The organism is Pseudomonas sp. JL23 (genome assembly GCF_056933585.1).
Window position 1 is genome coordinate 2,334,006 of record NZ_CM167795.1, and the last position, 26,816, is coordinate 2,360,821.

Annotated in this window: 24 protein-coding genes and 4 tRNA genes; 20 read left to right on the plus strand and 8 right to left on the minus strand. The window is 60.5% G+C overall.

The genetic code is table 11. The features are described from left to right. Nucleotides 1-137: 137 nt before the first annotated feature. The 9 genes from gltX to AC1Z24_RS11015 all read left to right on the plus strand — a co-directional run bounded on the left by gltX (nucleotide 138) and on the right by AC1Z24_RS11015 (nucleotide 5,304). On the plus strand, nucleotides 138-1,619 hold the full coding sequence (gltX, locus tag AC1Z24_RS10975; RefSeq protein ID WP_483745659.1) for a glutamate--tRNA ligase: 1,482 nt from the start codon (nucleotides 138-140) through the stop codon (nucleotides 1,617-1,619). Nucleotides 1,620-1,854: 235 nt separating this feature from the next. Further along, nucleotides 1,855-1,930, plus strand: a tRNA-Ala gene (locus tag AC1Z24_RS10980). A gap of 92 nt (nucleotides 1,931-2,022) precedes the next feature. After that, a tRNA-Glu gene (locus AC1Z24_RS10985) sits at nucleotides 2,023-2,098 on the plus strand. Between the two features lie 53 nt (nucleotides 2,099-2,151). After that, a tRNA-Ala gene (locus AC1Z24_RS10990) sits at nucleotides 2,152-2,227 on the plus strand. A 45-nt stretch (nucleotides 2,228-2,272) separates the two neighbouring features. Continuing rightward, nucleotides 2,273-2,348: transfer RNA gene (locus AC1Z24_RS10995), tRNA-Glu, on the plus strand. A gap of 210 nt (nucleotides 2,349-2,558) precedes the next feature. Beyond that, nucleotides 2,559-3,098, plus strand: a complete 540-nt coding sequence (locus tag AC1Z24_RS11000; protein ID WP_483745660.1) for a TetR/AcrR family transcriptional regulator — start codon at nucleotides 2,559-2,561, stop codon at nucleotides 3,096-3,098. 193 nt (nucleotides 3,099-3,291) lie between these two features. Beyond that, entirely contained in the window at nucleotides 3,292-3,741 is a 450-nt protein-coding gene (locus AC1Z24_RS11005; protein WP_259100425.1) for an acyl-CoA thioesterase, read from the plus strand. A 29-nt stretch (nucleotides 3,742-3,770) separates the two neighbouring features. Next, a complete protein-coding gene (locus AC1Z24_RS11010) occupies nucleotides 3,771-4,730 on the plus strand; it encodes a tRNA dihydrouridine synthase (RefSeq protein ID WP_259100424.1) in 960 nt (319 codons plus the stop codon). 133 nt (nucleotides 4,731-4,863) lie between these two features. Continuing rightward, entirely contained in the window at nucleotides 4,864-5,304 is a 441-nt protein-coding gene (locus tag AC1Z24_RS11015; RefSeq protein WP_483745661.1) for an Hsp20 family protein, read from the plus strand. A gap of 115 nt (nucleotides 5,305-5,419) precedes the next feature. Here the strand turns inward: AC1Z24_RS11015 and AC1Z24_RS11020 are convergent, their stop codons facing one another. After that, on the minus strand, nucleotides 5,420-8,311 hold the full coding sequence (locus AC1Z24_RS11020) for a sensor domain-containing protein (protein WP_483745662.1): 2,892 nt from the start codon (nucleotides 8,309-8,311) through the stop codon (nucleotides 5,420-5,422). An 85-nt stretch (nucleotides 8,312-8,396) separates the two neighbouring features. Further along, nucleotides 8,397-9,272, minus strand: a complete 876-nt coding sequence (locus AC1Z24_RS11025; protein WP_483745663.1) for a LysR family transcriptional regulator — start codon at nucleotides 9,270-9,272, stop codon at nucleotides 8,397-8,399. A 147-nt stretch (nucleotides 9,273-9,419) separates the two neighbouring features. Between AC1Z24_RS11025 and leuC the strand changes: the two genes are divergently transcribed. From leuC to asd, 4 genes are all read left to right on the plus strand, one after another. After that, a complete protein-coding gene (gene leuC / locus AC1Z24_RS11030) occupies nucleotides 9,420-10,844 on the plus strand; it encodes a 3-isopropylmalate dehydratase large subunit (protein ID WP_259100418.1) in 1,425 nt (474 codons plus the stop codon). A gap of 10 nt (nucleotides 10,845-10,854) precedes the next feature. Next, nucleotides 10,855-11,493, plus strand: coding sequence for a 3-isopropylmalate dehydratase small subunit (leuD, locus tag AC1Z24_RS11035; RefSeq protein ID WP_483745664.1), 639 nt, complete (start codon nucleotides 10,855-10,857; stop codon nucleotides 11,491-11,493). 145 nt (nucleotides 11,494-11,638) lie between these two features. Next, nucleotides 11,639-12,721 carry a 3-isopropylmalate dehydrogenase gene (gene leuB, locus AC1Z24_RS11040; protein ID WP_483745665.1) on the plus strand — a complete coding sequence of 361 codons (1,083 nt, stop codon included), beginning with the start codon at nucleotides 11,639-11,641 and terminating at the stop codon, nucleotides 12,719-12,721. Nucleotides 12,722-12,776: 55 nt separating this feature from the next. After that, complete coding sequence (gene asd / locus AC1Z24_RS11045; protein WP_483745666.1) at nucleotides 12,777-13,889, plus strand: aspartate-semialdehyde dehydrogenase; 1,113 nt, start codon at nucleotides 12,777-12,779, stop codon at nucleotides 13,887-13,889. Between the two features lie 67 nt (nucleotides 13,890-13,956). On the opposite strand, the gene AC1Z24_RS11050 is transcribed toward asd, so the two are convergent. The 4 genes from AC1Z24_RS11050 to AC1Z24_RS11065 all read right to left on the minus strand — a co-directional run bounded on the left by AC1Z24_RS11050 (nucleotide 13,957) and on the right by AC1Z24_RS11065 (nucleotide 16,183). Next, complete coding sequence (locus tag AC1Z24_RS11050; RefSeq protein ID WP_483746596.1) at nucleotides 13,957-14,328, minus strand: type II toxin-antitoxin system VapC family toxin; 372 nt, start codon at nucleotides 14,326-14,328, stop codon at nucleotides 13,957-13,959. Then, nucleotides 14,325-14,525 carry a type II toxin-antitoxin system VapB family antitoxin gene (locus AC1Z24_RS11055; protein WP_483745667.1) on the minus strand — a complete coding sequence of 67 codons (201 nt, stop codon included), beginning with the start codon at nucleotides 14,523-14,525 and terminating at the stop codon, nucleotides 14,325-14,327. Before AC1Z24_RS11055 ends, AC1Z24_RS11050 begins: the two co-directional genes overlap by 4 nt. Nucleotides 14,526-14,814: 289 nt before the next feature. Further along, nucleotides 14,815-15,444 carry a pyridoxamine 5'-phosphate oxidase family protein gene (locus AC1Z24_RS11060; protein WP_483745668.1) on the minus strand — a complete coding sequence of 210 codons (630 nt, stop codon included), beginning with the start codon at nucleotides 15,442-15,444 and terminating at the stop codon, nucleotides 14,815-14,817. A 142-nt stretch (nucleotides 15,445-15,586) separates the two neighbouring features. Beyond that, nucleotides 15,587-16,183: a glutathione S-transferase gene (locus AC1Z24_RS11065; RefSeq protein ID WP_483745669.1), complete on the minus strand. Its 597-nt coding sequence runs from the start codon at nucleotides 16,181-16,183 to the stop codon at nucleotides 15,587-15,589. 191 nt (nucleotides 16,184-16,374) lie between these two features. On the opposite strand from AC1Z24_RS11065, the gene AC1Z24_RS11070 reads away from it, so the two are divergent. The 5 genes from AC1Z24_RS11070 to AC1Z24_RS11090 all read left to right on the plus strand — a co-directional run bounded on the left by AC1Z24_RS11070 (nucleotide 16,375) and on the right by AC1Z24_RS11090 (nucleotide 21,539). Next, on the plus strand, nucleotides 16,375-17,367 hold the full coding sequence (locus AC1Z24_RS11070; RefSeq protein ID WP_483745670.1) for a 2-dehydro-3-deoxygalactonokinase: 993 nt from the start codon (nucleotides 16,375-16,377) through the stop codon (nucleotides 17,365-17,367). A 1-nt stretch (nucleotide 17,368) separates the two neighbouring features. Then, entirely contained in the window at nucleotides 17,369-17,986 is a 618-nt protein-coding gene (locus tag AC1Z24_RS11075; protein ID WP_483745671.1) for a 2-dehydro-3-deoxy-6-phosphogalactonate aldolase, read from the plus strand. 46 nt (nucleotides 17,987-18,032) lie between these two features. After that, the gene (dgoD, locus tag AC1Z24_RS11080) at nucleotides 18,033-19,181 is read left to right on the plus strand and encodes a galactonate dehydratase (RefSeq protein ID WP_259100410.1); all 1,149 of its coding nucleotides are present in this window, start codon (nucleotides 18,033-18,035) and stop codon (nucleotides 19,179-19,181) included. A gap of 188 nt (nucleotides 19,182-19,369) precedes the next feature. Continuing rightward, nucleotides 19,370-20,677 (plus strand): MFS transporter, encoded by a 1,308-nt coding sequence (locus AC1Z24_RS11085; RefSeq protein ID WP_483745672.1) that lies wholly within the window; start codon nucleotides 19,370-19,372, stop codon nucleotides 20,675-20,677. A gap of 58 nt (nucleotides 20,678-20,735) precedes the next feature. Beyond that, nucleotides 20,736-21,539, plus strand: a complete 804-nt coding sequence (locus tag AC1Z24_RS11090; protein WP_483745673.1) for an IclR family transcriptional regulator — start codon at nucleotides 20,736-20,738, stop codon at nucleotides 21,537-21,539. A 99-nt stretch (nucleotides 21,540-21,638) separates the two neighbouring features. On the opposite strand, the gene AC1Z24_RS11095 is transcribed toward AC1Z24_RS11090, so the two are convergent. After that, nucleotides 21,639-22,691 carry an NAD(P)-dependent alcohol dehydrogenase gene (locus tag AC1Z24_RS11095; RefSeq protein ID WP_259100406.1) on the minus strand — a complete coding sequence of 351 codons (1,053 nt, stop codon included), beginning with the start codon at nucleotides 22,689-22,691 and terminating at the stop codon, nucleotides 21,639-21,641. A 178-nt stretch (nucleotides 22,692-22,869) separates the two neighbouring features. Here AC1Z24_RS11095 and AC1Z24_RS11100 point away from each other — a divergent pair, with 178 nt between their 5' ends. Further along, on the plus strand, nucleotides 22,870-23,823 hold the full coding sequence (locus AC1Z24_RS11100) for an AraC family transcriptional regulator (RefSeq protein WP_483745674.1): 954 nt from the start codon (nucleotides 22,870-22,872) through the stop codon (nucleotides 23,821-23,823). 47 nt (nucleotides 23,824-23,870) lie between these two features. Here the strand turns inward: AC1Z24_RS11100 and AC1Z24_RS11105 are convergent, their stop codons facing one another. Continuing rightward, a complete protein-coding gene (locus tag AC1Z24_RS11105) occupies nucleotides 23,871-25,526 on the minus strand; it encodes an electron transfer flavoprotein-ubiquinone oxidoreductase (RefSeq protein WP_483745675.1) in 1,656 nt (551 codons plus the stop codon). A gap of 540 nt (nucleotides 25,527-26,066) precedes the next feature. On the opposite strand from AC1Z24_RS11105, the gene AC1Z24_RS11110 reads away from it, so the two are divergent. Beyond that, a complete protein-coding gene (locus AC1Z24_RS11110; RefSeq protein WP_483745676.1) occupies nucleotides 26,067-26,816 on the plus strand; it encodes an electron transfer flavoprotein subunit beta/FixA family protein in 750 nt (249 codons plus the stop codon).

The window sequence follows — 26,816 nt, forward strand, 5'->3', positions numbered from 1 at the left end:
ATAGCTATCGTTGTCGTAATGACTGCAATTGATATTCCGGTATTCAGTGCCACAGACGCGTTTGCCCTGCGGCGCTGGAGCGGCAAGCCCCGGCCCTGTTAAGATTCACGGCTTGTTTGACCTATCCGGAATTATCCATGACCACCGTTCGCACTCGCATCGCGCCCTCGCCAACTGGCGACCCCCATGTCGGCACGGCTTATATCGCACTCTTCAACTACTGCTTCGCCAAGCAGCACGGTGGCGAGTTCATCCTGCGCATCGAGGACACCGATCAGTTGCGTTCGACCCGCGAGTCGGAGCAGCAGATTTTCGACGCCCTGCGCTGGCTGGGTATCGAGTGGAGCGAAGGCCCTGACGTCGGCGGCCCCCACGGCCCGTACCGGCAGAGCGAGCGCGGCGATATCTATCAGAAGTACGCGCAGCAACTGGTCGACCTGGGCCACGCCTTCCCGTGCTTCTGCACCGCCGAAGAGCTGGACCAGATGCGCGCCGAGCAGATGGCCCGCGGTGAAACCCCGCGCTATGACGGCCGCGCCCTGTTGCTGTCGGCCGAAGAAGTGCAGCGCCGCCTGGCTGCCGGTGAGCCTCATGTGATCCGCATGAAGGTGCCGAGCGAAGGCGTCTGCGTGGTACCGGACATGCTGCGTGGCGAAGTCGAGATCCCGTGGGATCGCATGGACATGCAGGTGCTGATGAAGACCGATGGCCTGCCGACCTACTTCCTGGCCAACGTGGTCGACGACCACCTGATGGGCATCACCCATGTGCTGCGCGGCGAAGAGTGGCTGCCGTCGGCGCCGAAACTGATCCTGCTCTACGAATACTTCGGCTGGGACAAGCCGCAGCTGTGCTACATGCCGCTGTTGCGTAACCCGGACAAGAGCAAGCTGTCCAAGCGCAAGAACCCGACCTCGGTGACCTTCTACGAGCGCATGGGCTTCATGCCCGAAGCCATGCTCAACTACTTGGGCCGCATGGGCTGGTCGATGCCGGACGAGCGCGAGAAGTTCTCCCTCGCGGAAATGGTCGAACACTTCGACCTGTCCCGCGTCTCCCTTGGCGGACCTATCTTCGATATCGAGAAGCTGTCCTGGCTCAACGGCCAGTGGCTGCGCGAATTGCCGGTGGAAGAGTTCGCCAGCCGCCTGCAGACCTGGGCGCTCAACCCCGAGTACATGATGAAGATCGCCCCGCACGTACAGGGCCGGGTGGAAACCTTCAGCCAGGTCGCGCCGCTGGCCAGTTTCTTCTTCGCCGGTGGCGTGACCCCGGATGCCAGGCTGTTCGAGCACAAGAAGCTCTCGGTCGATCAGGTGCGTCAGGTCATGCAGTTGATCCTGTGGAAGCTGGAATCCCTGCGTCAGTGGGAAAAAGATGCCATCACCGGCTGCATCCAGGCGGTGGTGGAACACCTGGAGCTGAAGCTGCGTGACGCCATGCCGCTGATGTTCGCTGCCATCACTGGCCAGGCCAGCTCGGTGTCGGTGCTCGATGCCATGGAGATCCTCGGCCCGGACCTGACCCGTTTCCGCCTGCGCCAGGCCATCGAACTGCTCGGTGGTGTGTCGAAGAAAGAAAACAAGGAATGGGAAAAGCTGTTGGGTGCCATTGCCTGACGCCCAAGCGCCTTCGAATGCTTCGCGGGCAAGCCCCGCTCCTACGGTCAGATGTGTATCCGTTGGAGCGAGGCTTGCCCGCGAACAGAAGGAGGGCGCGCTGGCTGTTTCAGCCTCGGATTTGCGGGTGCTGCGGGTAAGTGATTGTTATCCCGACGAAAAACTTTAAAAAAAGTTGAAAATAAATTTGACAGACCCCGGCCTCGGCCTTAACATGCGCCCCGTCCACTGATGTGGGGCTTTAGCTCAGCTGGGAGAGCGCCTGCATGGCATGCAGGAGGTCAGCGGTTCGATCCCGCTAAGCTCCACCAAATTTAAGGTTTCAAGGTTAAGCTACACTGCCTTGAAATGTTAAGTGCCAAGTGTTTCGGAACCAGCACCGAACACGGTACGCAAAAGGTTTGTCCCCTTCGTCTAGTGGCCTAGGACACCGCCCTTTCACGGCGGTAACAGGGGTTCGAGTCCCCTAGGGGACGCCAAGTTACAAGAAGCAGCGCCGCAAGGTTCTGTTCCGCCGCGAGGCGATAAATCCGGGGCTATAGCTCAGCTGGGAGAGCGCCTGCATGGCATGCAGGAGGTCAGCGGTTCGATCCCGCTTAGCTCCACCAATTTTTGCCAGGGTTCACATCAGTGAACCTGACTGAAGGTTTTGCGTCCCCTTCGTCTAGTGGCCTAGGACACCGCCCTTTCACGGCGGTAACAGGGGTTCGAGTCCCCTAGGGGACGCCACGATTTCTCGCTCTGCGAGACCAAGGGTCATTCGATTATTGAATGGCCCTTTTGTTTTTCTGGGGTTTTAATTTCCCTCTCTCCTGCCTATCCCTCTCTGAGCAATTTGCTGACTGGCCGCCAACTCGCTCCAGCGGCCTTAAATTCAAATTTTGCCTTGCCAATTGTTATGACGAATATAATATTATCCGTGTAATTTGGGGAGGCAGCATGAACGACAAGAAAGCCCAGACCCGTGAACGCATTCTCGAAGCCGCCAGTTGTGCGCTGATCAGTCGCGGCCCGGCTGACCCCAGTGTCAGCGAAATCATGGGCGCTGCCGGGCTGACCGTTGGCGGCTTCTACGCGCATTTCGACAGCAAGGAAGCCTTGATGCTTGAGGCGTTCAGCAGCCTGTTGCAGCAACGACGCAATATGGTGGCGCAGGTCGATGACCGATTGTCCGGGGACGAGCGCAGGGCGCTGGTGGCAGCGTTCTATCTGTCGCGCAAGCACCGCGATGACCCCCGAAGCGCTTGCCCCTTGCCGTCCATGGTTGGTGAGCTGACCCGCTTTCCCGAGAGCTTCCAGAGTGTATTGTGCGAGCATCTTGAGCTGATGATGGCGCAACTGGCGTCGCGCCCTGAAGAGGCCGACAAGGTCCTCGCCGATGTTGCGCTGATGCTCGGTGGTATGGCCCTGGCCCGGGCGTTGGGCAGCAGCGAGCTGTCAGATCGAGTGTTACGGGCGGCGAAGTCGGCTGTGGTCTGAGGCAATCCGTTACACTGACCTTTGATTCGGGAACGAAGTGTGGGAGCGGATTTATCCGCGAAGGCTTCAGCTCAGGTGCGGAGCATGCGTAAAGTGTATGGGATTTTCGCGAATAAATTCGCTCCCATTGAATTCGCTCTCACATGAATCTGGTCCCATATAAATTCAAATGGTTTGTGTAGCGGGAGCAAGCATGGTCTGGGATTTGGCAACGCCATTCGTTATCGATCTGACGGTCATGGCGCAAGATATCGATGGTCTGGGGCACGCCAATAATGCGGTGTATGTCAGTTGGCTGGAACGTTGCGCCTGGCGCCACTCCCAGCGCCTGGGCCTGGACCTGACGGTCTATCGCAATCTGGACCGGGCCATGGCGGTGGTCCGCCATGAGGTGGATTACCTGGCGGCGGCCTATGAGGGTGATGAGCTGCAACTGGCCACCTGGATCGTCGACTGGGATCAGCGCCTGCGCATGACTCGCCGCTTCCAGCTGCGCCGGGCCAGCGATGGCGTGACCCTGCTACGGGCGCAGACCACTTTTGTCTGCATCGAACTGTCCAGCGGCAAGCCCAAACGCATGCCCGCCGAGTTTATCGAGGGCTACGGTCAGGCGATTGTTTCCAAGCCGATCACCACTGAGTAAACTGCCGGACTTTTTTTCGAGTGTGACCCATGCAAATTGCTCTGGCGCCCATGGAGGGACTGGTCGACGACATCCTGCGTAATGTGCTGACGCAAGTCGGCGGCATTGACTGGTGCGTGACCGAATTCATCCGGGTGACCGAGCGCGTGATGCCGGCCAGCTATTTCTACAAGCTGGCCTCCGAGCTGCACACTGACGCCAAGACTGCCGCTGGCACACCGCTGCGCCTGCAACTGCTGGGTTCCGATCCGGTGTGTCTGGCCGAGAACGCAGCGTTTGCCTGCGAACTCGGCGCGCCGGTGCTGGACCTGAACTTCGGCTGCCCGGCCAAGACCGTCAACCGTTCCCGCGGCGGGGCGATCCTGCTCAGGGAACCGGATTTGCTGCACGATATCGTCAGTCAGGTGCGTCGGGCCGTGCCCAAGGACATTCCGGTCACCGCGAAGATGCGCCTGGGCTACGAAAACACCGACGGTGCCCTTGATTGCGCCAGGGCCCTGGCCGATGGCGGCGCGGCGCAGATCGTTGTGCACGCACGGACCAAGGTCGATGGCTACAAGCCACCGGCGCACTGGGAGTGGATCGGCAAAATCCAGGAAGTGGTCAAGGTGCCGGTGATCGCCAACGGCGAAATCTGGACCGTGGACGACTGGCGCCGCTGCCGGGAAATCTGTGGCGCGCGGGACATCATGATCGGTCGCGGCCTGGTGGCGCGACCTGATCTGGCCCGGCAGATTGCTGCGGCACAGGCCGGGGAAGAGGTCACGCCCATGACCTGGGCCGAGCTGCAACCGATGCTGCATACCTTCTGGCGCCGCTGCCTGGAGAAGCTCAACGAGATCCAGGCGCCGGGACGTCTCAAGCAATGGGTGGTGCTGCTGACCAAGAGCTATCCCGAAGCCGTGGTGCTGTTTGACGCGCTGCGCCGCGAGACCGATTGCACGCGTATTGGTCACTTGCTGGGTTATCGGATGCCGGAAGCGGCCTGAAAAAAATCTTCGAAAAAACGCTTGAAATGCATTTGGTGGTCCCTATTTAAGGGTTACGCGATGCCGAATTCGGGTCGCGTCAATAGAGTCCGAAAGCTCTGAACCACTCGCTGAATTTCAGGAGATATACCAAATGACTGCTGCATTTTCTCTGGCTCCACTGTTCCGTCATTCCGTTGGCTTTGACCGTTTCAACGACCTGTTCGAATCGGCCGCCCGTAACGAAACCGCTGGCAGCTACCCTCCCTACAACGTCGAGAAGCACGCTGAAGATCAGTACCGCATCGTCATCGCGGCAGCAGGCTTCCAGGAAGATGACCTGGAGCTTCAGGTCGAAAAGGGCGTCCTTACGGTGACCGGCGCCAAGCGTGAGAACAGCGCGGAAGGCGTGACCTTCCTGCACCAGGGCATCGCCCAGCGTGCGTTCAAGCTGTCGTTCCGCCTGGCTGATCACATTGAGGTCAAGAGCGCGGGCCTGACCAACGGCCTGTTGAACATCGACCTGCTGCGCCTGGTGCCGGAAGAGGCCAAGGCCAAGCGGATTCCGATTGCCGGTCAGAAGACCCTGATGTAATACCCGCCAGCTAAGGCCGCTCCTGTGGGACCGGCTTTAGCCGGGAAGGCATTGGTACAGTCGCTGAATTTCAGCTGCCTGTAACAGTGCTTTCCCGGCTGAAGCCGGTCCCACTTTATTGGCGGCTACGCAATAACTGCGCGAACTCATCCGTATTCAGCGGCTCGCTGAACAGATAGCCCTGATACAGGTAGCAGCCCAGTTGCTCGAGAAACTCCAGCTGTTCGGGTTTTTCCACGCCTTCGGCGATCACGATCAGATTGAGGCTCTGGGCCATGGCGACGATGGCGCGGATGATCTCGGCGTCATTGGGGTCGGTGGTGGCGTCGCGGACGAACGACTGGTCGATCTTCAGGGCGTCTACCGGCAGGCGCTTGAGGTAGGTCAGGGACGAGTAGCCGGTGCCGAAGTCGTCCATGGCAAAACTGATGCCGAGTTTTTTCAGGCGGCGCATTTTCGCGATGGTGTCGTCCAGGTTCTGGATCACCACGCCTTCGGTGATTTCCAGCTTGAGCAGGTTGCTGGGCACGCCATTGCTGTTCAGGCTGCGTTCGACCCGCTCGACAAAGTCGTTCTGGCGGAACTGCCGGGGGCTGATATTGACGCAGAGCTTGAAGGCCTGCGGGTCGATCAGGTTGTCCCGCAATAGCTGTCCGCAAGCCTTGCAGGCTTCCTCCAGGACCCAACTGCCCACTTCCAGAATCATCCCGCTTTCTTCCAGGACCTCGATGAAACGGGTCGGCGGCAGTGTGCCGTTTTCCGGGTGGAGCCAGCGCAGCAGGGCCTCGGCACCGATGATGCGGCTGCCGCGCGCATCGACCTGGGGTTGGTAGTTGAGCATGAACTCGCCTCGCACCAGGGCCAGGCGCAGATCGTTTTCCAGGCGCAGGCGATCGCTGGCGGCCTTCTGCATGCTGTTCTGGAATAGCTGGGTGGTGTTGCGCCCCGAATCCTTGGCGCGGTACAGGGCGATATCGGCGCGCTTGAGCAAGTCGGCCGGATTGGAGCCGTGATCGGGAATCAGGGCGATACCCATGCTCGGCGTCACCTGCAGGCGTTGGCCGTCGAGGAACATCGGCTCGGCAAGGATCTCGCGCAGGGTATTGGCCAGTTCATAAACCTGCTCGATGACTTCGCTGCGGCTGCCGTCCAGTTCACTGAGCAGCACCACGAACTCGTCGCCGCCCAGGCGTGCCACGGTATCCTCCAGGCGCACACTGGCTTCCAGGCGTGCGGTGACCACTTTCAATACGGCGTCACCCACCGGATGGCCGAGGGAGTCGTTGATGTGCTTGAAGTGATCGAGGTCGAGGAACAGCAGGGCGCCACGCCGGTCATGGCGTTTGAGCAGTTCGATCTGCTCGCTCAGGCGTTCCATCAGCAGGGCGCGGTTGGGCAGGTTGGTCAGAGGGTCGTGATAGGCCAGGTGCTCGATCTGCGCCTGGGCGTTTTTCAACTGGGTGAGGTCGCGGGCGGTGATGAGCAGGCAAGCGGTCTCGTTGAGGATGATCGGCTCGATGGACAATTCCACGGATAACGATTCACCGTTCTTCTTGCGACCGATCATTTCCCGGTGATGGACCCGGCCCTTGTCGCGCAACTCTTCGAGCATCTGCAGGCGCTGTTGCGGGTCGGCCCAGATGCCGACTTCCCGGGCAGTACGGCCGATCACGTCGTCCGGGGTGTAGCCGGTCAGGCGGCAGAAACCGGTATTGATCTCCAGATAGCGGCCGGTCTCTTCCTCGGTGATGGTGATGGCGTCGGGGCTGGAATAGAACGCCTTGGCGAATTTCTCTTCGCTGGCCTGCAGGGCGGCCTGGGCCCGTTGCTGCTGGCTGATGTCGCGCAGGGTGGTGACGATGCAGGGTTGTTCGTCGACCACGATCAGGCGGCTGCTGACCAGACAGGTCAGGTCCTCACCGGCTTTACTGCGCAACACCACTTGCAGGTTGTTGACTTCGCCTTCGTCGATGATCTGCTGGTTGCGTTTCAGCCGCTGCAAGGGGTCGGCCCAGAAACTGGTCTGCTTGACGTCCAGGCCGATGATTTCCTCGGCCTTCCAGCCGAATACCTGGCTGAATGCCGGATTGATCTCGATGAATTCGCTGGTGTCCAAGTGGGTGACGCAGACCGGGTAGGGGCTGACCTGGAACAGACTGGCGAACTTCTCTTCCGAGGTCTTCAGGCGTTTTTCCCGTTCAACCTGCTCGGAGATATCGAGCAGGGTGCCGGCCATGCGCAATGGCTGGCCGCTGGCATTCAGGTGCAGGCGGGCGCGGCAATCGAGGTAGCGCACCGAACCGTCTTTGAGGGGCAGGCGATAGGTCAGTTGCTGGTTGCCGCCTGCGCCCTGGCGCATTCCGTCATAGGCCCGGCGCAGGTTATCGCGTTCGGACAGGCAGGCCTGGGCGAAGAAGGCGTCCATGGACTCATGGAACGGCTCGTCAGGCAGGCCATGCAGTTCGGCGGCGCGGCCGGAGCAGTAGAGCATGTCGCTGGGGATATGCCAGTCCCAGATGCCCATCTGCGCCGAGTCCAGGGCCAGGTCCAGGCGTTCCTGACTGTCGCTGAGGGCCTGTTGGGTGTGTTTGTGCTGGCTGTTATCGAGAAACGAGCCAAGCAGGTAGAGGCCGTCATGCAGTTCGACCCGCTGGACGTAATAGGTGCCTTCCAGACTGCGGCCGTCACGGGTCCTGAGCTGCACGTCGAGGCTGGCCTGGGCTTCGCTTTCCAGGGCCAGGGCAATGAGTTGCTGGCGCTGCCGGGGATCGGGCCACAGACCCATCTGCAGGGTGGTGCGGCCGATAATCTCTTCTGGCCGCCAGCCCAGCAGGGTTTCCACGTGCTGGTTGACCGCGCAGACCAGGCCATCCTCGAGGCGGCTGAGCAGCACGAGGTTGGGGCTCAGATTGTACAAGGCCGCGAAACGTTGCTCCGACGACTCGTCCGGTCCTGATTGCGCATGACCTGGCAATTGAAAGGTGCGGCTGTCCAAGGGGTTGGGCATTTGATCACGAGCCTTATAGGAAAAAGCTGGTAAGACGATCGTTGAGGCAACTACCTGGGTCGCGCTACAGCACACTGCGCTCGTGTTACGGGGCCTGTTGTGCATCCAGTAATGCCATGAAGGCCCGTGCCGCATTCGAGAGTGTCCGCTCGGTATGCAGAATGTAGCCTAGCTGGCGGGTCAGTTGTATCTCCGGCAGCGGAATACGGGCGACCTGCTCATCGAGCATAGTACGCGGAAGCACGCTCCATGCGAGGCCAATGGAAACCATCATTTTGATGGTCTCCATATAGTTGGTGCTCATGGCGATATCCGGCTTGAGGCCCTGGGCTTCGCAGAGGCCTTTGACGATATGGTGGGTAAAAGTGTTTTCGCCTGGGAACACCGCCGGAAAGCGGACGATATCCGGCAGCGTGATCGGCCCGCTGTTGGCCAGGGGGTGCTCGGGGGCGCAGACAAAATCCAGTGGGTCATCCCACACCGGCACCGCCCGCACCAGCGTGTGGGGCTCAGGCGCCAGGGTGATTACCGCCAGTTCGGCGCGGCCATGGAGGATTTCTTCGTAGGCCACCTCCGAGTCGAGGAACTGGATATCCAGGGCGACCTGGGGATAGCGACGTGTGAACTCCCTTAATAAAGGAGGCAGCCGGTGCAGGCCAATGTGATGGCTGGTTGCCAGAGTCAGGCGACCGGTCACTTCGCCGGTGAGGTTGGTCAAGGCCCGGCGCGTGTCATCCAGCACGTTGAGGATCTGGTAGGCCCGTGGCAGCAGTGCCCTGCCGGCCTCGGTCAGGCTGACTTCCCGGCCCAGGCGATCGAACAGGCGCACGCCCAGTTGCTGCTCAAGTCCGGCAATACGTTTACTGATGGCCGGCTGGGTCAGGTGCAGGCGTTCCCCGGCGCCGGAGAAGCTGCCGGTCTCAGCGATGGCAATAAAGGCATTGAGGTTGGCCAGGTCCATGGTCGAATTCCAGTTAGTTATCCAAAGCATAAAAATTATGAATTTGAGTTATTTAAGCATATTTCATACGATCACCCCCACAAGCCAAGGGGTCATCGAACTTCGAGCACCCAAGGCATAGAAACAAGCTGATGAGGAAACCGTCTGATGGCCGGCAAAACGCTCTATGACAAGCTTTGGGATTCGCATTTGGTCAAGCAGCGCGACGATGGGTCGGCGCTGATCTACATTGACCGCCATATCATCCATGAAGTGACTTCGCCCCAGGCTTTCGAAGGCCTGCGCCTGGCCAAGCGCAAACCCTGGCGTGTCGACAGCATCGTTGCCACTCCGGACCACAACGTTCCGACGACGCCGGAGCGCAAGGGTGGTATCGAGTCCATCGTCGATCAGGTATCGCGCCTGCAGGTGCAGACCCTCGACGACAACTGCGATGAATATGGCATTACCGAATTCAAGATGAATGACCCGCGTCAGGGTATCGTTCACGTGATCGGCCCGGAGCAGGGCGCCACCCTGCCTGGCATGAGCGTGGTCTGCGGCGACTCGCACACCTCGACCCACGGCGCATTCGGCGCCCTGGCCCACGGCATCGGTACGTCGGAAGTCGAGCACGTACTCGCCACCCAGTGCCTGGTCGCCAAGAAAATGAAGAACATGCAGGTTCTGGTCGAAGGCAAGCTGCCCTTCGGCGTGACGGCCAAGGACATCGTCCTGGCCGTGATCGGCAAGATCGGCACCGCCGGCGGTAACGGCCATGCCATCGAGTTCGCCGGCAGCGCGATCCGGGACCTGTCCGTCGAAGGGCGCATGACCATCTGCAACATGTCCATCGAGGCCGGTGCCCGTGTCGGCATGGTGGCCACCGATGAAAAGACCGTCGAATACGTCAAGGGCCGCCCGTTCTCGCCCAAGGGCGCCGAGTGGGACCTGGCTGTAGAGGCGTGGAAGGACCTGGTATCCGACCCGGACGCGGTATTCGACACCGTGGTCGAACTCGACGCGACCCAGATCAAGCCGCAGGTCAGTTGGGGTACTTCGCCTGAGATGGTTCTGGCCGTTGATCAGAACGTGCCGGATCCGGCGAAGGAAGATGACCTGGTCAAGCGTGGCTCCATCGAGCGCGCCCTGAAGTACATGGGCCTCAAGGCCAATCAGGCGATTACCGACATCCAGCTGGACCGCGTCTTCATCGGCTCCTGCACCAACTCGCGGATCGAAGACCTGCGCGCGGCGGCGGACGTAGCCAAGGGCCGTAAAGTCGCCTCGACCATCAAGCAGGCCATCGTCGTACCGGGCTCGGGCCTGGTCAAGGCGCAGGCCGAGCAGGAGGGCTTGCACGAGATCTTTATCGAGGCTGGTTTCGAATGGCGTGAGCCGGGTTGCTCCATGTGCCTGGCGATGAACCCTGATCGCCTGGAGACGGGCGAGCATTGCGCGTCCACGTCCAACCGTAACTTCGAAGGCCGTCAGGGCGCCGGCGGCCGTACCCATCTGGTCAGCCCGGCGATGGCGGCAGCGGCCGCGATCAACGGTCGTTTCATCGACGTTCGCGATTTGATGCAGCACTAAGGAGCCCAACATGAAAGCCTTTACTCAGCACAACGGCCTTGTCGCTCCTCTGGATCGTGCCAACGTCGATACCGATCAGATCATCCCCAAGCAGTTCCTCAAGTCGATCAAACGCACCGGTTTCGGCCCGAACCTGTTCGACGAGTGGCGCTACCTGGACGTGGGCCAGCCTTACCAGGACAACTCCAAGCGTCCCCTGAACAAGGACTTCGTGCTCAACCACGAACGCTATCAGGGTGCCAGTGTTCTGCTGGCCCGGGAGAATTTCGGTTGTGGCTCCAGCCGTGAACATGCGCCGTGGGCCCTGGAGGAATATGGTTTTCGCAGCGTGATCGCGCCCAGCTATGCCGATATCTTCTTCAACAACAGCTTCAAGAACGGCCTGCTGCCGATTATCCTCAGCGACGCCGATGTCGATGAGCTGTTCCAGCAGGTTGAAGCCAACCCTGGCTACCAATTGAATATCGACCTGGCCGCCCAGACCGTGACCCGTCCTGATGGCAAGGTACTGAGCTTCGAAATCGATGCATTTCGCAAGCACTGCCTGCTCAACGGCCTGGACGATATCGGCCTGACCTTGATGGACGCCGACGCCATCGCCACGTTTGAAGGCAAGCATCGCGCGACCCAGCCGTGGTTGTTTAAGTAAGCGAATCCGAGGTATTGCCCGGATCTTGTGGGACCGGCTTTAGCCGGGAAAGCTGACGTGAATGTGTCGACGTCTTCCCGGCTGAAGCCGGTCCCACAGGTCGCATTAATTCGAATAGTTGTGCGTTGTTTGACAAGAGGATGTTATGAGCAAGCAGATTCTGATTCTCCCAGGTGATGGTATTGGTCCGGAAATCATGGCCGAAGCGGTCAAGGTGCTGGAGCTGGCCAATACGAAATATCAACTGGGCTTCGAGTTCAGCCACGACGTGATCGGTGGCGCGGCCATCGACAAGCATGGCGTGCCATTGGCCGACGAGACCCTGGACCGGGCCCGTGCTGCCGATGCCGTGCTGCTGGGCGCCGTGGGTGGGCCGAAGTGGGATGCGATCGAGCGTGATATCCGTCCTGAGCGTGGTCTGCTGAAGATTCGTGCCCAACTGGGCCTGTTCGCCAACCTGCGTCCGGCGATTCTCTACCCGCAACTGGCCGATGCATCGAGCCTGAAGCCGGAAATTGTTGCTGGCCTTGATATCCTCATCGTTCGCGAACTGACCGGTGGTATCTACTTCGGCGCGCCACGTGGCACCCGCGAGCTGGATAATGGCGAGCGTCAGGCTTACGACACGCTGCCGTACTCGGAAAGCGAAATCCGCCGTATCGCCCGTGTCGGTTTCGACATGGCCCGTGTGCGTGGCAAGAAGCTGTGCTCGGTGGACAAGGCCAACGTCCTGGCCTCCAGCCAGCTGTGGCGTGAAGTGGTCGAGCAGGTGGCCAAGGATTACCCGGACGTCGAGCTGAGCCACATGTATGTCGACAACGCAGCGATGCAGCTGGTGCGTGCACCGAAGCAGTTCGACGTGATGGTTACCGACAACATGTTCGGCGATATCCTCTCCGACGAAGCGTCGATGCTCACCGGTTCCATCGGCATGCTGCCATCGGCGTCCCTGGATTCGAACAATAAGGGCATGTACGAGCCTTGCCACGGTTCGGCTCCGGACATCGCCGGCAAAGGCATTGCCAACCCGTTGGCGACCATCCTGTCGGTATCGATGATGCTGCGTTACAGCTTCAACCAGCACGCTGCCGCCGAAGCCATCGAGAAGGCCGTGAGCCTGGTGCTGGATCAAGGTCTGCGCACCGGCGACATCTGGTCTGAAGGCAAGGCGAAGGTCGGCACTCAGGAAATGGGTGACGCCGTAGTCGCCGCGCTGCGGAATCTGTAATATTTGCGGCCCGCCCTTGAGGCGTGGCCCACTTTTTGTAAAAGGTGTAGTTGCGATGAAACGTGTAGGTCTGATCGGTTGGCGTGGCATGGTAGGTTCCGTGCTCATGCAGCGGATGCGCGAAGAGCAGGATTTCGATCTGATCGAGCCGGTGTTCTTCACCACGTCCAATGTCGGTGGCCAGGCCCCTTCAGTGGGCAAGGATGTCGCAGCCTTGAAGGATGCGTACAACATCGACGAGCTGAAAACCCTCGACGTGGTTCTGACCTGCCAGGGTGGCGACTACACCAACGAGGTGTTCCCCAAGCTGCGCGAAGCCGGCTGGCAGGGTTACTGGATCGATGCCGCCTCGTCCCTGCGCATGCAGGACGATGCCGTGATCATCCTCGACCCGGTCAACCGCAAGGTGATTGATCAGCAGCTGGACGCCGGCACCAAGAACTACATCGGCGGCAACTGTACCGTCAGCCTGATGCTGATGGGCCTGGGCGGTCTGTTCGAGGCCGGTCTGGTCGAGTGGATGAACGTCATGACGTATCAGGCGGCCTCGGGTGCCGGTGCGCAGAACATGCGTGAACTGATCAAGCAGATGGGCACCACCCACGCGGCCGTCGCAGATGACCTGGCCAACCCGGCCAGCGCCATCCTCGACATCGACCGCAAGGTGGCCGAGGCCATGCGCAGCGAGTCCTATCCGACCGAGAACTTCGGCGTGCCATTGGCTGGCAGCCTGATTCCCTGGATCGACAAGGAACTGCCGAACGGTCAGAGCCGCGAAGAGTGGAAAGGCCAGGCCGAGACCAACAAGATCCTCGGTCGCTTCAAGAGCCCGATCCCGGTGGACGGTATCTGCGTGCGGATCGGCGCCATGCGCTGCCACAGCCAGGCGTTGACCATCAAGCTGAACAAGGACGTGCCGATCGCCGACATCGAAGGCCTGATCGCTTCGCACAACCCTTGGGTCAAGCTGGTGCCAAACCACCGCGAAGCGAGCATTCAGGAACTGAGCCCGACCGTCGTGACCGGCACCATGAGCATCCCGGTAGGCCGCCTGCGCAAGCTGAACATGGGCTCGCAATACCTGGGCGCCTTCACCGTGGGCGACCAACTGCTGTGGGGCGCGGCCGAGCCGCTGCGCCGCATGCTGCGGATTTTGCTGGAGCGTTGATTCGCTTTTGCCAGGTTCAAAAAAACGCCCCTCATTGAGGGGCGTTTTTTTGTTGCAGTCATGAGCTTCAAACAGTCTGGTGATTTATCCCCAGTCGTGTGGCCAAACTGGCCAATCGTTTATCCAATGTCCACAGGCTGGCGCGGGTGATTAATGCAGATGCCAATAGCATCATGTCGACCAGACCGCAGCCCAAACCATACAGCTTGTGCCGTTCTATGAATGTCATCACTTCGTTCAAGGTGGGTTGCTGGCAATGCTTCAGGCTCGATAGATCGGCCAGCGTCTTGACCCTGTCAGGCGGGGTGCCGCACGCTAGTTCACCCAGAACCATTGGATGTATCAGTACGCGATCCTGTTCCAGCAGCGTTACCAGGGCCTGGTTGCGTGCTCGAAAATGCGCCACCCAAACCGAGGTGTCGACTAATACATCCATTATTCAGACTCGTCTCTGCGACGGGGAACGTCCTCCATACATGGCATTGCCGAGCCCAGGGCTGCCAGGCGTTTGGCAGCTTGAAAGCGAACAAACATCTGTATTGCTTCGCGAAACAAATCGGCCTTGTCCATATTGGGGTCGGCAACCTCAAGGGCGCGCTCGTACAAGGCATCGTCAATCGTAACGGTAGTTCTCATGGATGACCCCTCATTGCTAGCATCATAAGTGATGCCATAGTACATCAATAGTGATGCGGACGATGGCCGTAATAGGTCGCAGATGTAAATCTGAAGCGCGCTTGCCTTTGTCCGATGATGCTCGCCGGGGCACTCTGACCCACCCGCTATGCTCAATCCAGTTCTCGAACGACAGTGGCAAAAGTCATGACAGGCAGGGTGCTGTGTGTGCTCTATATCGTTGTGGCGGTGCGGATCGTCGAGAGGGTGTGGGGGGGCAGGACGCAGTAGCGTTTCGCAGCAACGTCGATCAATACAAGGTGTCGGCAATACGCCCCGGCAAAGCCTTGTCGTAGGCCTCGCCGTCGATTTCCGCTGCCGAGATATCCTTGAGAATCTGCCCAGCCGTCGGCAGTGCGCTGCGCTCTATCTGGCGGCCGACATCCCACAGGCCGGCGCGGATCACCGCTCTGCTGCACTGGAAGTAGACGCTGGTCACGTTGATGCGCAGTACGGTTTTCGGCAGCTGACCTTTTACTGCAAAGCGCGCACGCAGCTGCGGCTCAACGCAGATCTGCGCGGTGCCGTTGACCCGCAGGGTTTCACCGACCCCCGGCACCAGAAACAGCAGGGCCACGCGTGGGTCGTCGATGATGTTGCGCAGCGTGTCGAGGCGGTTATTGCCGCGCCGGTCCGGCAGATACAGGGTCTTCTCGTCTTCGATATGTACGAAGCCCGCCTGGTCACCTCGGGGCGAGGCATCAAGCCCGTCGGGCCCGGCCGAGGCGAGGATGGCGAAGGGCGCTGCCTCTATAAAAGGCCGGTAGGCGGGGTGAATGTGATCGACTTCTTTCATCAGCGACGGACGGGCCACGGTGCCGTACAGCTCTTCCAGGGCTTCGGTCGTGGTTACATATGAGCTGTGGTCGAGATTGGTCATGTTTGTTTCTCAAACTGGAGTGCGGTTTCTGTAGGGCCGGCTTTAGCCGGGAGGGCGTCTTGAAGCTGATGATGTTCTCCCGGCTAAAGCCGCTCCTACGGTCAGATGTTTGCCGCGCGGCAGCTGGCCGCCCTAAAACAGCTTATTGCATGGGATAACGCTGAAACGCCGGATGCTGTTCCAGCAGTGCGGTGTGCTGTTGCAGGCGAGGAAAGACCTCGGCCTTGACCACGGATGCAATCATCAACTGGGTAAAGGACCAGGCAACCGCCGCCGTCAGGCTGCCCTGAGTCAGGCTTGGGCTGTCCGGCAGGCGTTTTTCCAGCAATCCATAGGCCGCCAGCAACTGCCCGGTGACCCGCTCCAGCCATGGCTCGTGGAGTTTCTCGGTCGGGCGCAGGTTGTGCTCGTAGACGATCTGCACGCTTTTCTCACAGGCCGCCAAGGCCAGGCCGGTCAGTTCCAGGTCTTTTGCGCGGGCGTCGGGCTGTTGCGGGAACAGCTTGTGTGAAGCCGGTGCCAGGGTCTCGAAGTAGTCGAGTATCAGGTTGGAGTCCATCAGCAGCGTGCCGTCATCCAGCAGCAGGGTCGGCGCCTTGACCACCGGGTTGATCCGCGAGAACTCGGCGAAGGTGCTGAACACCGACAGCGCCTGGTGTTCGAATTCCACGCCGTAGAGTTCCAGGGAAATGGCCACGCGCCTTACGTAGGGCGAGTCGAGCATACCGATCAGTTTCATGAAGCCTCCATTCATCATCGTGTTTAACGCTGCCTACTCTATATCAAGGGCGCAAATCAAAGCACACCGAGCAAAAATTCAAATCCCAAAATATGGGATTGATATTTACATATTGAGATAATTCGCCGATCAGGTTTATAGTCTGCCCCGCACCCACTGCTTGAATATCCAATTACAAAAAGGTGAAAGCGATGCAGGCGCACTTGATTGCGCTCGACTGGGGGACAACCTCCCTGCGGGCATATCGACTTGGCGAACAGGGCCAGGTCCTGGAACATCGCTCGCTGTCTGCGGGCATCATGCAACTGCCGTCGACCCCCCGTGCCATTGGCGGCGTGATGTGCGCCGACGGTTTTGAACTGGCCTTCGACGAGGCCTGTGGTGACTGGCTCGATGCTCAGCCGGATCTGCCGGTGATTGCCTGCGGCATGGTCGGCAGCGCCCAGGGCTGGCGCGAGGCCACTTACCGCGAAACCCCCGCCAGTGTGGCCGGGCTCAGTGAGGCCTTGCAGGTCGTGCGCAGCCGGCGTGGGGTCGATGTGCATATCATTCCCGGCGTCTTGCAGCGTTCGCTCCTGCCCAATGTCATGCGCGGCGAAGAAACCCAGGTACTGGGCGTCCTGGCCAGTCTTGCCGAGGTCGAGAAAGCCCAGCCGCTGTTGATCGGCTTGCCCGGCAGCCATTCAAAGTGGGTGCGGGTGGTCGATGACAACATCGTCCATTTCGATACCTTCATGACCGGCGAGGTCTACGCTGCGCTCTGTGCCCACACCATTCTTGGCCGGACCATGCAGCGCGGCGCCGAGTTCGCCGCTGAAGCCTTTGATCGTGGCCTGCAGATAGCGCTGTCAGCAGAAGGCGCGGCCGGGCCGCTGTCGACCATCTTCAGTACCCGCACCCTAGGCCTGACCGGGCAGCTCGACGCCACGGCCCAGGCTGATTACTTGTCTGGCCTGTTGATCGGCCATGAACTGGCCAGCCTTGCCGCCTTGCTGTGGCGCAATCACGAACAACTCCCCGCCGTGGTCCTGATCGGCAGCGACGCCCTGTGCCTGCGCTATGGCCGGGCTCTGGCGGCCTGCGGTTTTGCCCAAGTCCGCGTGGCGGCCCAGGCCACCGAGCGAGGCCTCTGGCAGGTCGCGGTCCAGGCTGGCCTGCTGGCACCTATTGAAGAAGAGGTCTGAGATGCTCAAACAAGCACTGACACAAAACGGTCTGGTCGCGATCCTGCGCGGCCTGCGCCCGCAGGAAGCCGAAGCCATCGGCACGGTGTTGTACGACGCCGGGATCCGCGTCATCGAGGTGCCGCTCAATTCGCCGCAGCCTTACGACAGCATTCGCCTGCTGCGTTCGCTGTTGCCCGCGGATTGTCTGATCGGTGCCGGGACGGTGCTGACCCCGGAACAGGTCAATCAGGTCAAGGACGCCGGCGGTCAGGTGATCGTCATGCCCCACAGCGATCCGGTGGTACTGCGCGCCGCCAAGGCGGCAGGGTTGTTCCTGTCTCCGGGCGTGGCGACACCGACCGAAGCTTTTGCCGCCCTGGCTGAAGGCGCCGATGTACTGAAGATGTTTCCCGCCGAGCAAATGGGTCCGGCGGTGGTCAAGGCTTGGCTGGCGGTCTTGCCGGCGGGCACGGTGCTGCTGCCGGTGGGGGGCATCACGCCAGACAATATGGCGCCGTTCATCAGCGCGGGGGTCAAGGGTTTCGGCCTGGGCTCGGGCTTGTTCAAGCCGGGCATGAGCGCCGCGCAAGTGGGTGCCAGCGCCGAGGCTTATGTGGCCGCGTGGAATAAACAATAGTGATCGATGCCTGCGGGCATCTCTATCGAACAAGAGAGCATTCGTTATGAAAATCACCAAACTCACCACTTATATCGTGCCGCCGCGCTGGTGTTTCCTCAAGGTCGAGACCGACCAGGGCATCACCGGCTGGGGTGAGCCAGTCGTCGAGGGCCGCGCCCATACCGTGGCGGCGGCAGTGGAAGAACTGTCCGATTACCTGATCGGCAAGGACCCGCGCAATATCGAAGACATCTGGACTGTGCTCTACCGCGGCGGCTTCTATCGCGGTGGCGCGGTGCACATGAGCGCCCTGGCCGGGATCGACCAGGCCCTGTGGGATATCAAGGGCAAGCATCTGGGCGTGTCGGTCAGCGACCTGCTCGGCGGCCAGGTGCGCGACAAGATCCGCGTCTACTCGTGGATCGGTGGCGACCGTCCGGCCGATACCGCCCGTGCCGCGAAAGAAGCAGTGGAGCGCGGTTTCACTGCGGTGAAGATGAACGGCACCGAAGAGCTGCAATTTCTCGACACCTTCGACAAAGTCGACCTGGCTCTTGCCAACGTGGCGGCAGTGCGTGATGCCGTGGGCCCGAACGTCGGCATCGGCGTGGACTTCCATGGCCGGGTGCACAAGCCCATGGCCAAGGTGCTGATGAAAGAGCTGGACCCCTACAAGCTGATGTTCATTGAAGAGCCGGTGCTCAGCGAAAACTATGAAGCCCTGAAAGAGCTGGCGCCCCTGACCAGTACGCCGATTGCCCTGGGCGAGCGGCTGTTCTCGCGCTGGGACTTCAAGCGCGTGCTCAGCGAAGGCTACGTCGACATCATCCAGCCGGATGCTTCCCACGCCGGTGGCATCACCGAAACCCGCAAGATCGCCAATATGGCCGAAGCCTACGACGTTGCCCTGGCCCTGCATTGCCCGCTGGGGCCGATCGCCCTGGCGGCTTGCCTGCAACTGGATGCGGCCTGCTACAACGCCTTCATTCAGGAACAGAGCCTGGGCATCCACTACAACGAGAGCAACGATCTGCTGGACTACATCAAGAATCCAGAGGTGTTCGACTACGACAAGGGCATGGTCAAGATCCCCAACGGCCCGGGCCTGGGCATCGAGATCAACGAGGAATACGTCAAGGAACGCGCCGCCATCGGCCACCGCTGGCGCAACCCGATCTGGCGCCATGCCGATGGCAGTTTTGCCGAGTGGTAAGGGCCTGACTCTCACCAAAGGAACACCTGATCATTGGAATTGAAATGAGATTGGTGGGACCGGCTTCAGCCGGGAAGGCGCTTGGATTGACCGAGGACATGCGGCGGATGCACCGGCCCTTTCCCGGCTAAAGCCGGTCCCGCGGTGTTCTTCCCAGACCTCAATAACCATAAGAAGAGGCAAACCCCATGCAGACACGCACACTCGATAGCGCGGCGTTGGCTACGCCGACGCGCAAGCGCTTCTTCATCATGGTCCTGTTGTTTATCACCGTAGTGATCAATTATCTGGACCGCAGCAACCTGTCCATTGCCGCCCCGGCCCTGACCAGTGAACTGGGTATCGACCCGGTCCACGTCGGTCTGGTGTTCTCGGCCTTCGGCTGGACCTACGCCGCTATGCAGTTGCCCGGTGGCTGGCTGGTAGACCGGGTGCCGCCGCGCATCCTCTATACCGCCGCCCTGGCCCTGTGGTCCTTGGCCACGGTGATGCTCGGTTTTGCTGGCAGCTTTGTTGCGCTGTTCGTCCTGCGCATGGCCGTCGGTGCTCTGGAAGCCCCTGCGTACCCGATCAACAGCCGCGTGGTCACCACCTGGTTCCCCGAGCGCGAACGGGCTACGGCCATTGGTTTCTATACCTCCGGGCAGTTCGTCGGTCTGGCGTTCCTGACGCCGGTCCTTGCCTGGCTGCAAGCCACATTTGGCTGGCACATGGTCTTCGTCAGTACCGGTGTCATCGGGATTATCTGGGCGGCAATCTGGTACATGGTTTACCGCGAGCCACGGGACTTCAAAGGCGTTAACGCCGGGGAAATCGATCTGATCCGCGAAGGCGGCGGGCTGGTGGATATCCAGACGGACGTCAGCAAGAAGCAGCACGGCTTCAGCTGGGCAGACCTGGGCATTGTGCTGAGCAAGCGCAAGCTGTGGGGCATTTACCTGGGGCAGTTCTGCCTGAACTCGACCCTGTGGTTCTTCCTGACCTGGTTCCCCACCTATCTGGTGAAATACCGTGGCATGGACTTCATCAAGTCGGGCTTGCTGGCCTCGCTGCCGTTCCTCGCGGCCTTTGTCGGTGTGCTGTGCTCGGGCTTCTTCTCCGACTGGCTGATCCGTCGCGGCTACACCGTGGGCTTTGCGCGCAAGCTGCCGATCATTGCCGGGCTGCTGATTTCGACGTCCATCATTGGCGCCAACTTCGTTGAGTCAACACCGCTGGTCATCGCTTTTCTGGCCCTGGCGTTCTTCGGCAACGGTCTGGCATCGATCACCTGGTCGTTGGTCTCGACCCTGGCCCCGGCGCGTCTGTTGGGCCTGACCGGCGGCACCTTCAACTTCATCGGCAACCTGTCGGCCATTGCCACGCCCATCGTTATCGGTTTTCTCGCCACGGGTGACTCGTTCGCCCCGGCCATTACCTATATCTCGGTGCTGGCATTGATTGGCGCGCTGTCCTATATCCTGCTGGTGGGCAAGGTCGAGCGTATTGAGTTGTGACATCAGCCCGGGCTGGCGGCGATAATGCCGTCAGCTTTTTGATCGGATAAGGCGTGATATGCAGCTTGAACCCCCGCAACCCGAAGCCCCCGGTGCAGCGCCCACGGGCACACAGACCCTGCTGCGCGGCCTTGGCGTGATCCAGGCCGTCGCCAGCGGCGCCCGCGACCTCAAGGAAATCGCCCGGCTGATCGGCACTACCCGCAGCACTACCCATCGCCTGGCCAGTTGCCTGGTGGAGGAGCGTTACCTGCGGGTGTTACCCCAGGTCGGCTATCTGCTGGGGCCGAAACTGATCGAACTGGGCTTCCAGGCCCGGGAAGAAGTGCCTCTGGCCATGCTGGCGCGGCCGTATCTGGATCACCTGTCGGAGCTGACTGGCGACACCGTGCACCTGGCCGTGCGTGATGGCGATGAAGTGCTGTACCTGCACAAGAACCCTGGCCGCAATGGCCCGGAGATGCGCTCGCGGGTCGGTCATCGCATGCCCCTGGCCCGGACCGGCATCGGCAAGGCGTTGTTGCTCGACAGCAGTGAAGCGCAATGGCAGCGCCTGTATCAGCTCAGCCTGCCAGCAGGCGGGCGCAATCCACTGTGGCCCAGCCATGAGGAGCAGTCTTGGGAACAGGTGCGTGAGCGCATGCTGGAATATGTGCAGGGCGGTTATGCCTTCGACCTGGAAGACAACGAACCGTCGATCCGCTGCGTCGCGGCGCCGATTCGTGATGCCAGCAAGCAGATCATTGCCGGGATCAGCATCGCCAGTACGGTGCCGTACATGCCGCTTGAGAAGATGGCCGAACTGGTGCCGCTGATCAAGGAGACGGCAGGGCGGTTGTCGGCGGAGTTGGGGGCTAAATGACGGTTGTAGGACCGGCTTTAGCCGGGAGGGCGGTGGCATATTCGATAAAAGTCTATCGGTTTTGCCGTCGACCTCCCGGCTAAAGCCGGTCCTACGGGGTTATGCCTTCAGCGTTGCCATATCTATCACAAAGCGATATTTCACATCACCCTTGATCACGCGTTCGAATGCGTCGTTGATATTGCGGATATCCAGCATTTCGATATCACAGGTGATGTCGTGCTCGGCGCAGAAGTCGAGGACTTCCTGGGTTTCTGCCAGGCCGCCGATCATCGAGCCGGCCAGCACGCGACGCTTCATCACCAGGTTCACCGCATGCACCGGCGGGTTGATCGGTTCGATCAGGCCGACCAGGATATGCACGCCGTCGAACTTCAGGGTGTTGAGGTAGGGGTTGAGGTCGTGTTGCACCGGAATGGTGTCCAGCAGGTAGTCGAACTGACCGGCTGCGGCCTGCATCTGCTGCTCGTCGGTGGACACGATCACATGGTCGGCACCCTGACGACGGGCTTCTTCGGCCTTGGCCTGGGAGCGGGTGAACAGGGTCACTTCAGCGCCCATGGCCTTGGCGAACTTGATGCCCATATGACCGAGGCCGCCCATGCCCAGTACGCCGACCTTGTCACCGGCCTTGACACCGAAATGCTTCAGCGGCGAGTAGGTGGTGATGCCGGCGCACAGGATCGGCGCGGCGCTGGCCAGATCGAGCTTGGCCGGAATGCTGACGACGAATCGGTCGCTGACTACGATGGCGCTGGAGTAGCCGCCCATGGTCAGGCTGCCGTCGATGCGGTCGTGCCCGGCATAGGTCTGGGTCGGGCCTTCGACGCAATACTGCTCCAGGTCCGCCGTGCAGGCTTCGCAGGTGCGGCAGGAGTCGACCAGGCATCCGACGCCGACCAGGTCGCCGACCTTGAACTTGCTGACATTGGCGCCGATAGCGGTGACCTTGCCGACGATTTCATGGCCGGGCATCAGCGGGTAGGTGGCAAAACCCCACTCGTTGCGCGCCTGGTGGATATCCGAGTGGCATACGCCGCAGTAGAGGATCTCGATGGCCACATCGTCGGCCCGTGGGGCGCGGCGTTCGAAGGTCATGGGGGCCAGGGGAGCGGTCGATGTCTGGGCGGCGTAACCGATGGCTGTGTACATGATGAACCTCGCTAATGTGTGTCAGATTGAAGGCGGCCATTGTCCAGCAGGCTGCCCTTACTGACGATGATGATTCCTCCGAGTGTCATGCCTATTCCTCCAGCGCCCGTCGCGGGGTGATCGCCTCGCGGGGCAGATCTGCGATGATAGGGCTGTCTAATCCTCTGCCGGGTCTTTCATGTTGCAGTCCTACCATTCCAACGCCAATGCCGCCCTTGTCGCGCTTATCAAGCCCTTGGCCACGCGGCCGGGTTTCGTGGCGACACGCTTGCCGCAAGTCAACGTGGTCTCCCTCTATACCTATGTCGCCAGCAGCCCGCAGATCTACGAGCCGAGCCTGATGATCATCGCCCAGGGCGGCAAGTTCGCGACCCTGGGCACCCGCACCCTGGACTACGGCGCCGGGCATTACCTGGTACAGGCGCTGTCGGTGCCGTTCATGTGCGAGACCTTTGCCACGCCCGAGGAGCCGCTGTTCGGTGTGTCGGTGGCGATCGACCGGGTGGTGCTGGGCGAGCTGGTCCAGGCATTGGGCGAAGAGCCGGACCAGATAGTCGAGGCGCAGACGCCGGAGTCCATGACCTCGGTGGTCCTCGATGCGGCGATGCGCGAGAGCGTGGAGCGGCTGTTGCGCTGCCTGCACGATCCGCGCGAATGTCAGGCCATGGGTCAGGCGCGCCTGCGGGAAGTCTTGTATGCGGCCTTGCGCGGCCCGCAGTCGGGGGTATTGCGGGCATTGGTCACCCAGCAAAGCCATTTTGCCCGTGTGGCCGGCTCGCTGGCTTATTTGCACAGCCATTTCTCGGAGCCGCTGAATGTCGAGACCCTGGCGCGCCAGGCGAACATGAGCGCCTCGACCTTCCATGAGCATTTCAAGCGCAGCACCCTGTTGTCGCCGGTGCAGTACCTCAAGCGCCTGCGGCTGCTCAAGGCTCAGCATCTGTTGATCGTCGAAGGCTTGGGCGTGGCCCAGGTGGCGTTGCGGGTCGGCTATCAGAGCACGTCGCAGTTCAGTCGCGAATATAAACGCTACTTTCAGCGTAATCCGGGGGAGGAGGGCAGTCGCGCTGCCGTATTTATCGCAGACAGCAAAAAGGCCCCCGAAGGAGCCTTTCTCGCAGCTCATGGCTGATAGCTCGAAGCTCGAAGCTCGAAGCTTGCAGCTAAAAGCTGTCACTCTTACATATTAGGGTACGTTGGCCCGCCTGCGCCTTCCGGGGTGACCCAGGTGATGTTCTGGGACGGGTCCTTGATGTCGCAGGTTTTGCAGTGCACGCAGTTCTGCGCGTTGATCTGGAAGCGCTTCTCACCGTCTTCCTTGGTCACCACTTCGTACACACCCGCCGGGCAGTAGCGCTGGGCCGGCTCGTCATACAGTGGCAGGTTGGTGCCGATCGGGATGCTCGGGTCGGTCAGCTTCAGGTGGCAAGGCTGTTCTTCTTCGTGGTTGGTGCCGGAGATGAACACCGAGCTGAGCTTGTCGAAGCTGAGCTTGCCGTCGGGTTTGGGGTAGTCGATCTTCTTCGAGTCGGCCGCCAGCTTGAGGCAGGCGTAGTCCGGCTTGGTGTCGTGCAGGGTAAACGGCAGTTTGCCCGCGAAGATATTCTGGTCGATGAAGTTGAACGCACCGCCCATGATCGCGCCGAACTTGTGCAGGGCCGGGCCGAAGTTGCGGCTGCCGAACAGCTCTTCCTGCAACCAACTGCCCTTGAAGGCCTGAACATAGCTATTAAGGGTGTCGCCGCCTTCATTGCCGGCGAACAGCACGTCGGCGATGGCTTCAGCGGCGAGCATGCCGGATTTCATCGCGGTGTGGCTGCCCTTGATCTTGGCGAAGTTCAGGGTGCCCAGGTCGCAGCCGATCAGCGCGCCGCCGGGGAAGACCATTTTCGGCAGCGAGTTCAGCCCGCCTTTACAGATGGCGCGGGCGCCATAGCTGATGCGTTTGCCGCCTTCCAGGTACTGCTTGATCACCGGGTGGTGCTTGTAGCGCTGGAATTCGTCGAACGGCGACAGGTACGGATTGCTGTACGACAGGTCAACGATCAGACCCACCACCACCTGATTGTTTTCCAGGTGATAAAGGAAGGAACCGCCCATGTTGTTGTCGTCCAGCGGCCAGCCGGCGGTGTGTACTACCAGACCCTGTTCATGCTTGGCCGGGTCGACTTCCCAGATTTCCTTGAGACCGATGCCGTAGTGCTGCACGTCGGACTCGTCGTCCAGCTTGAAGCGCTTGATCAGTTGCTTGCCGATATGGCCACGGCAGCCTTCGGCGAACAGCGTATATTTGCCGCGCAGTTCCATGCCGGGGGTGTACAGGCCTTCCTTGGGGTTGCCTTCGCGGTCAACGCCCAGATCGCCGGTAATGATGCCGCGCACGACACCGTTGTCGTCGAACAGGGCTTCCTGTGCGGCGAAACCGGGGTAGATCTCCACGCCCAGGTTTTCTGCCTGCTGGGCCAGCCAGCGGCACAGGTTGCCCAGGGAGATAATATAGTTGCCATGGTTGTGCATGGTCTTGGGTACGAACAGGTCCGGCACCTTGGTGGCGCTGTCGGCGCTGCGCAGTACATAGATGTCATCGCGCTTGACCGGCGTGTTCAGCGGTGCGCCGAGTTCCTGCCAGTTGGGAAACAGCTCGTTGAGGGCGCGGGGTTCGAACACTGCGCCGGACAGAATGTGGGCACCGACTTCCGAGCCTTTCTCCACCACGCAGACGCTGATCTCTTGACCTGCATCGGCTGCTTTTTGCTTCAGGCGGCAAGCGGCAGAAAGCCCGGCGGGGCCGGCTCCGACGATGACCACGTCGAATTCCATGTATTCGCGTTCCACAGGCTATCTCCTACTCAAGGCTCTACGGTGTTTTTTTATATGACGTATAAAAAGCGACGTATGAAGGGTGGTTGGCCCAAACGTCATTACACAAGGGGCGCATTATATCTACACCACCCTTGCGGTCCAATACAAACGTTTGTTTGAATTAGCTGCAAGCCTGATAAATCATAGAGGCGGGGCTCGTGACTGGCAGTTTTGTCGTATTGACCAGAAAAGGCGTTCCGGTCAAGATACGGGCGGTTTTGCGCTTATTGGGTGTTTGTACAGCGCCTGGCTGTTGATCCAGGAACACCTCTAAAGACATTGCGAGCCGCGTGACAGACCAGCCTCACCCCTTGCGGGGCGGCAGGGGGATGAAGTTTACACACCCTTGTGGTCTACGGCTGTGATTGCTGGATGCGGACGAATGTTTTTGCCGAATTCCCCCTTCAGCAAGCACGAATACAGTGTTTTCAGAGGTGTTCTTTACACTGACGCGCATTCATCGCCTGGCTGATGCCGGGCGACTTCTTTTCACCGGAGAGAAACGAGGAATCCATGAAGGTTCTTGTAGCTGTCAAACGTGTGGTCGACTACAACGTCAAGGTTCGCGTCAAAGCGGACAACTCCGGCGTTGATCTGGCCAACGTCAAAATGTCGATGAACCCTTTCTGCGAAATCGCCGTGGAAGAGGCCGTGCGCCTGAAAGAGAAAGGCGTAGCGACCGAGATCGTCGTCGTTTCCGTCGGCCCGACCACTGCTCAGGAGCAACTGCGTACCGCGCTGGCTCTGGGTGCTGACCGCGCCATCCTCGTTGAATCCGCTGATGAACTGAACTCCCTGGCCGTGGCCAAGCTGCTCAAGGCTGTGGTCGACAAGGAACAGCCTCAACTGGTGATCCTTGGCAAACAAGCCATCGACAGCGACAACAACCAGACTGGCCAAATGCTGGCAGCCCTGAGCGGTTACGCTCAAGGTACCTTCGCGTCGAAAGTCGAAGTGGCCGGTGACAAGGTTGCCGTGACCCGCGAAATCGACGGCGGCCTGCAGACCGTTTCCCTGAGCCTGCCAGCGATCGTGACTACGGACCTGCGTCTGAACGAGCCACGCTACGCCTCGCTGCCGAACATCATGAAAGCCAAGAAGAAGCCTCTCGAAGTGCTGACTCCGGACGCTCTGGGTGTCTCCACGGCCTCCACCACCAAGACCCTGAAAGTCGAAGCGCCGGCTGCCCGCAGCGCTGGCATCAAGGTCAAGTCGGTGGCTGAACTGGTCGAGAAACTGAAAAACGAAGCGAAGGTAATCTGA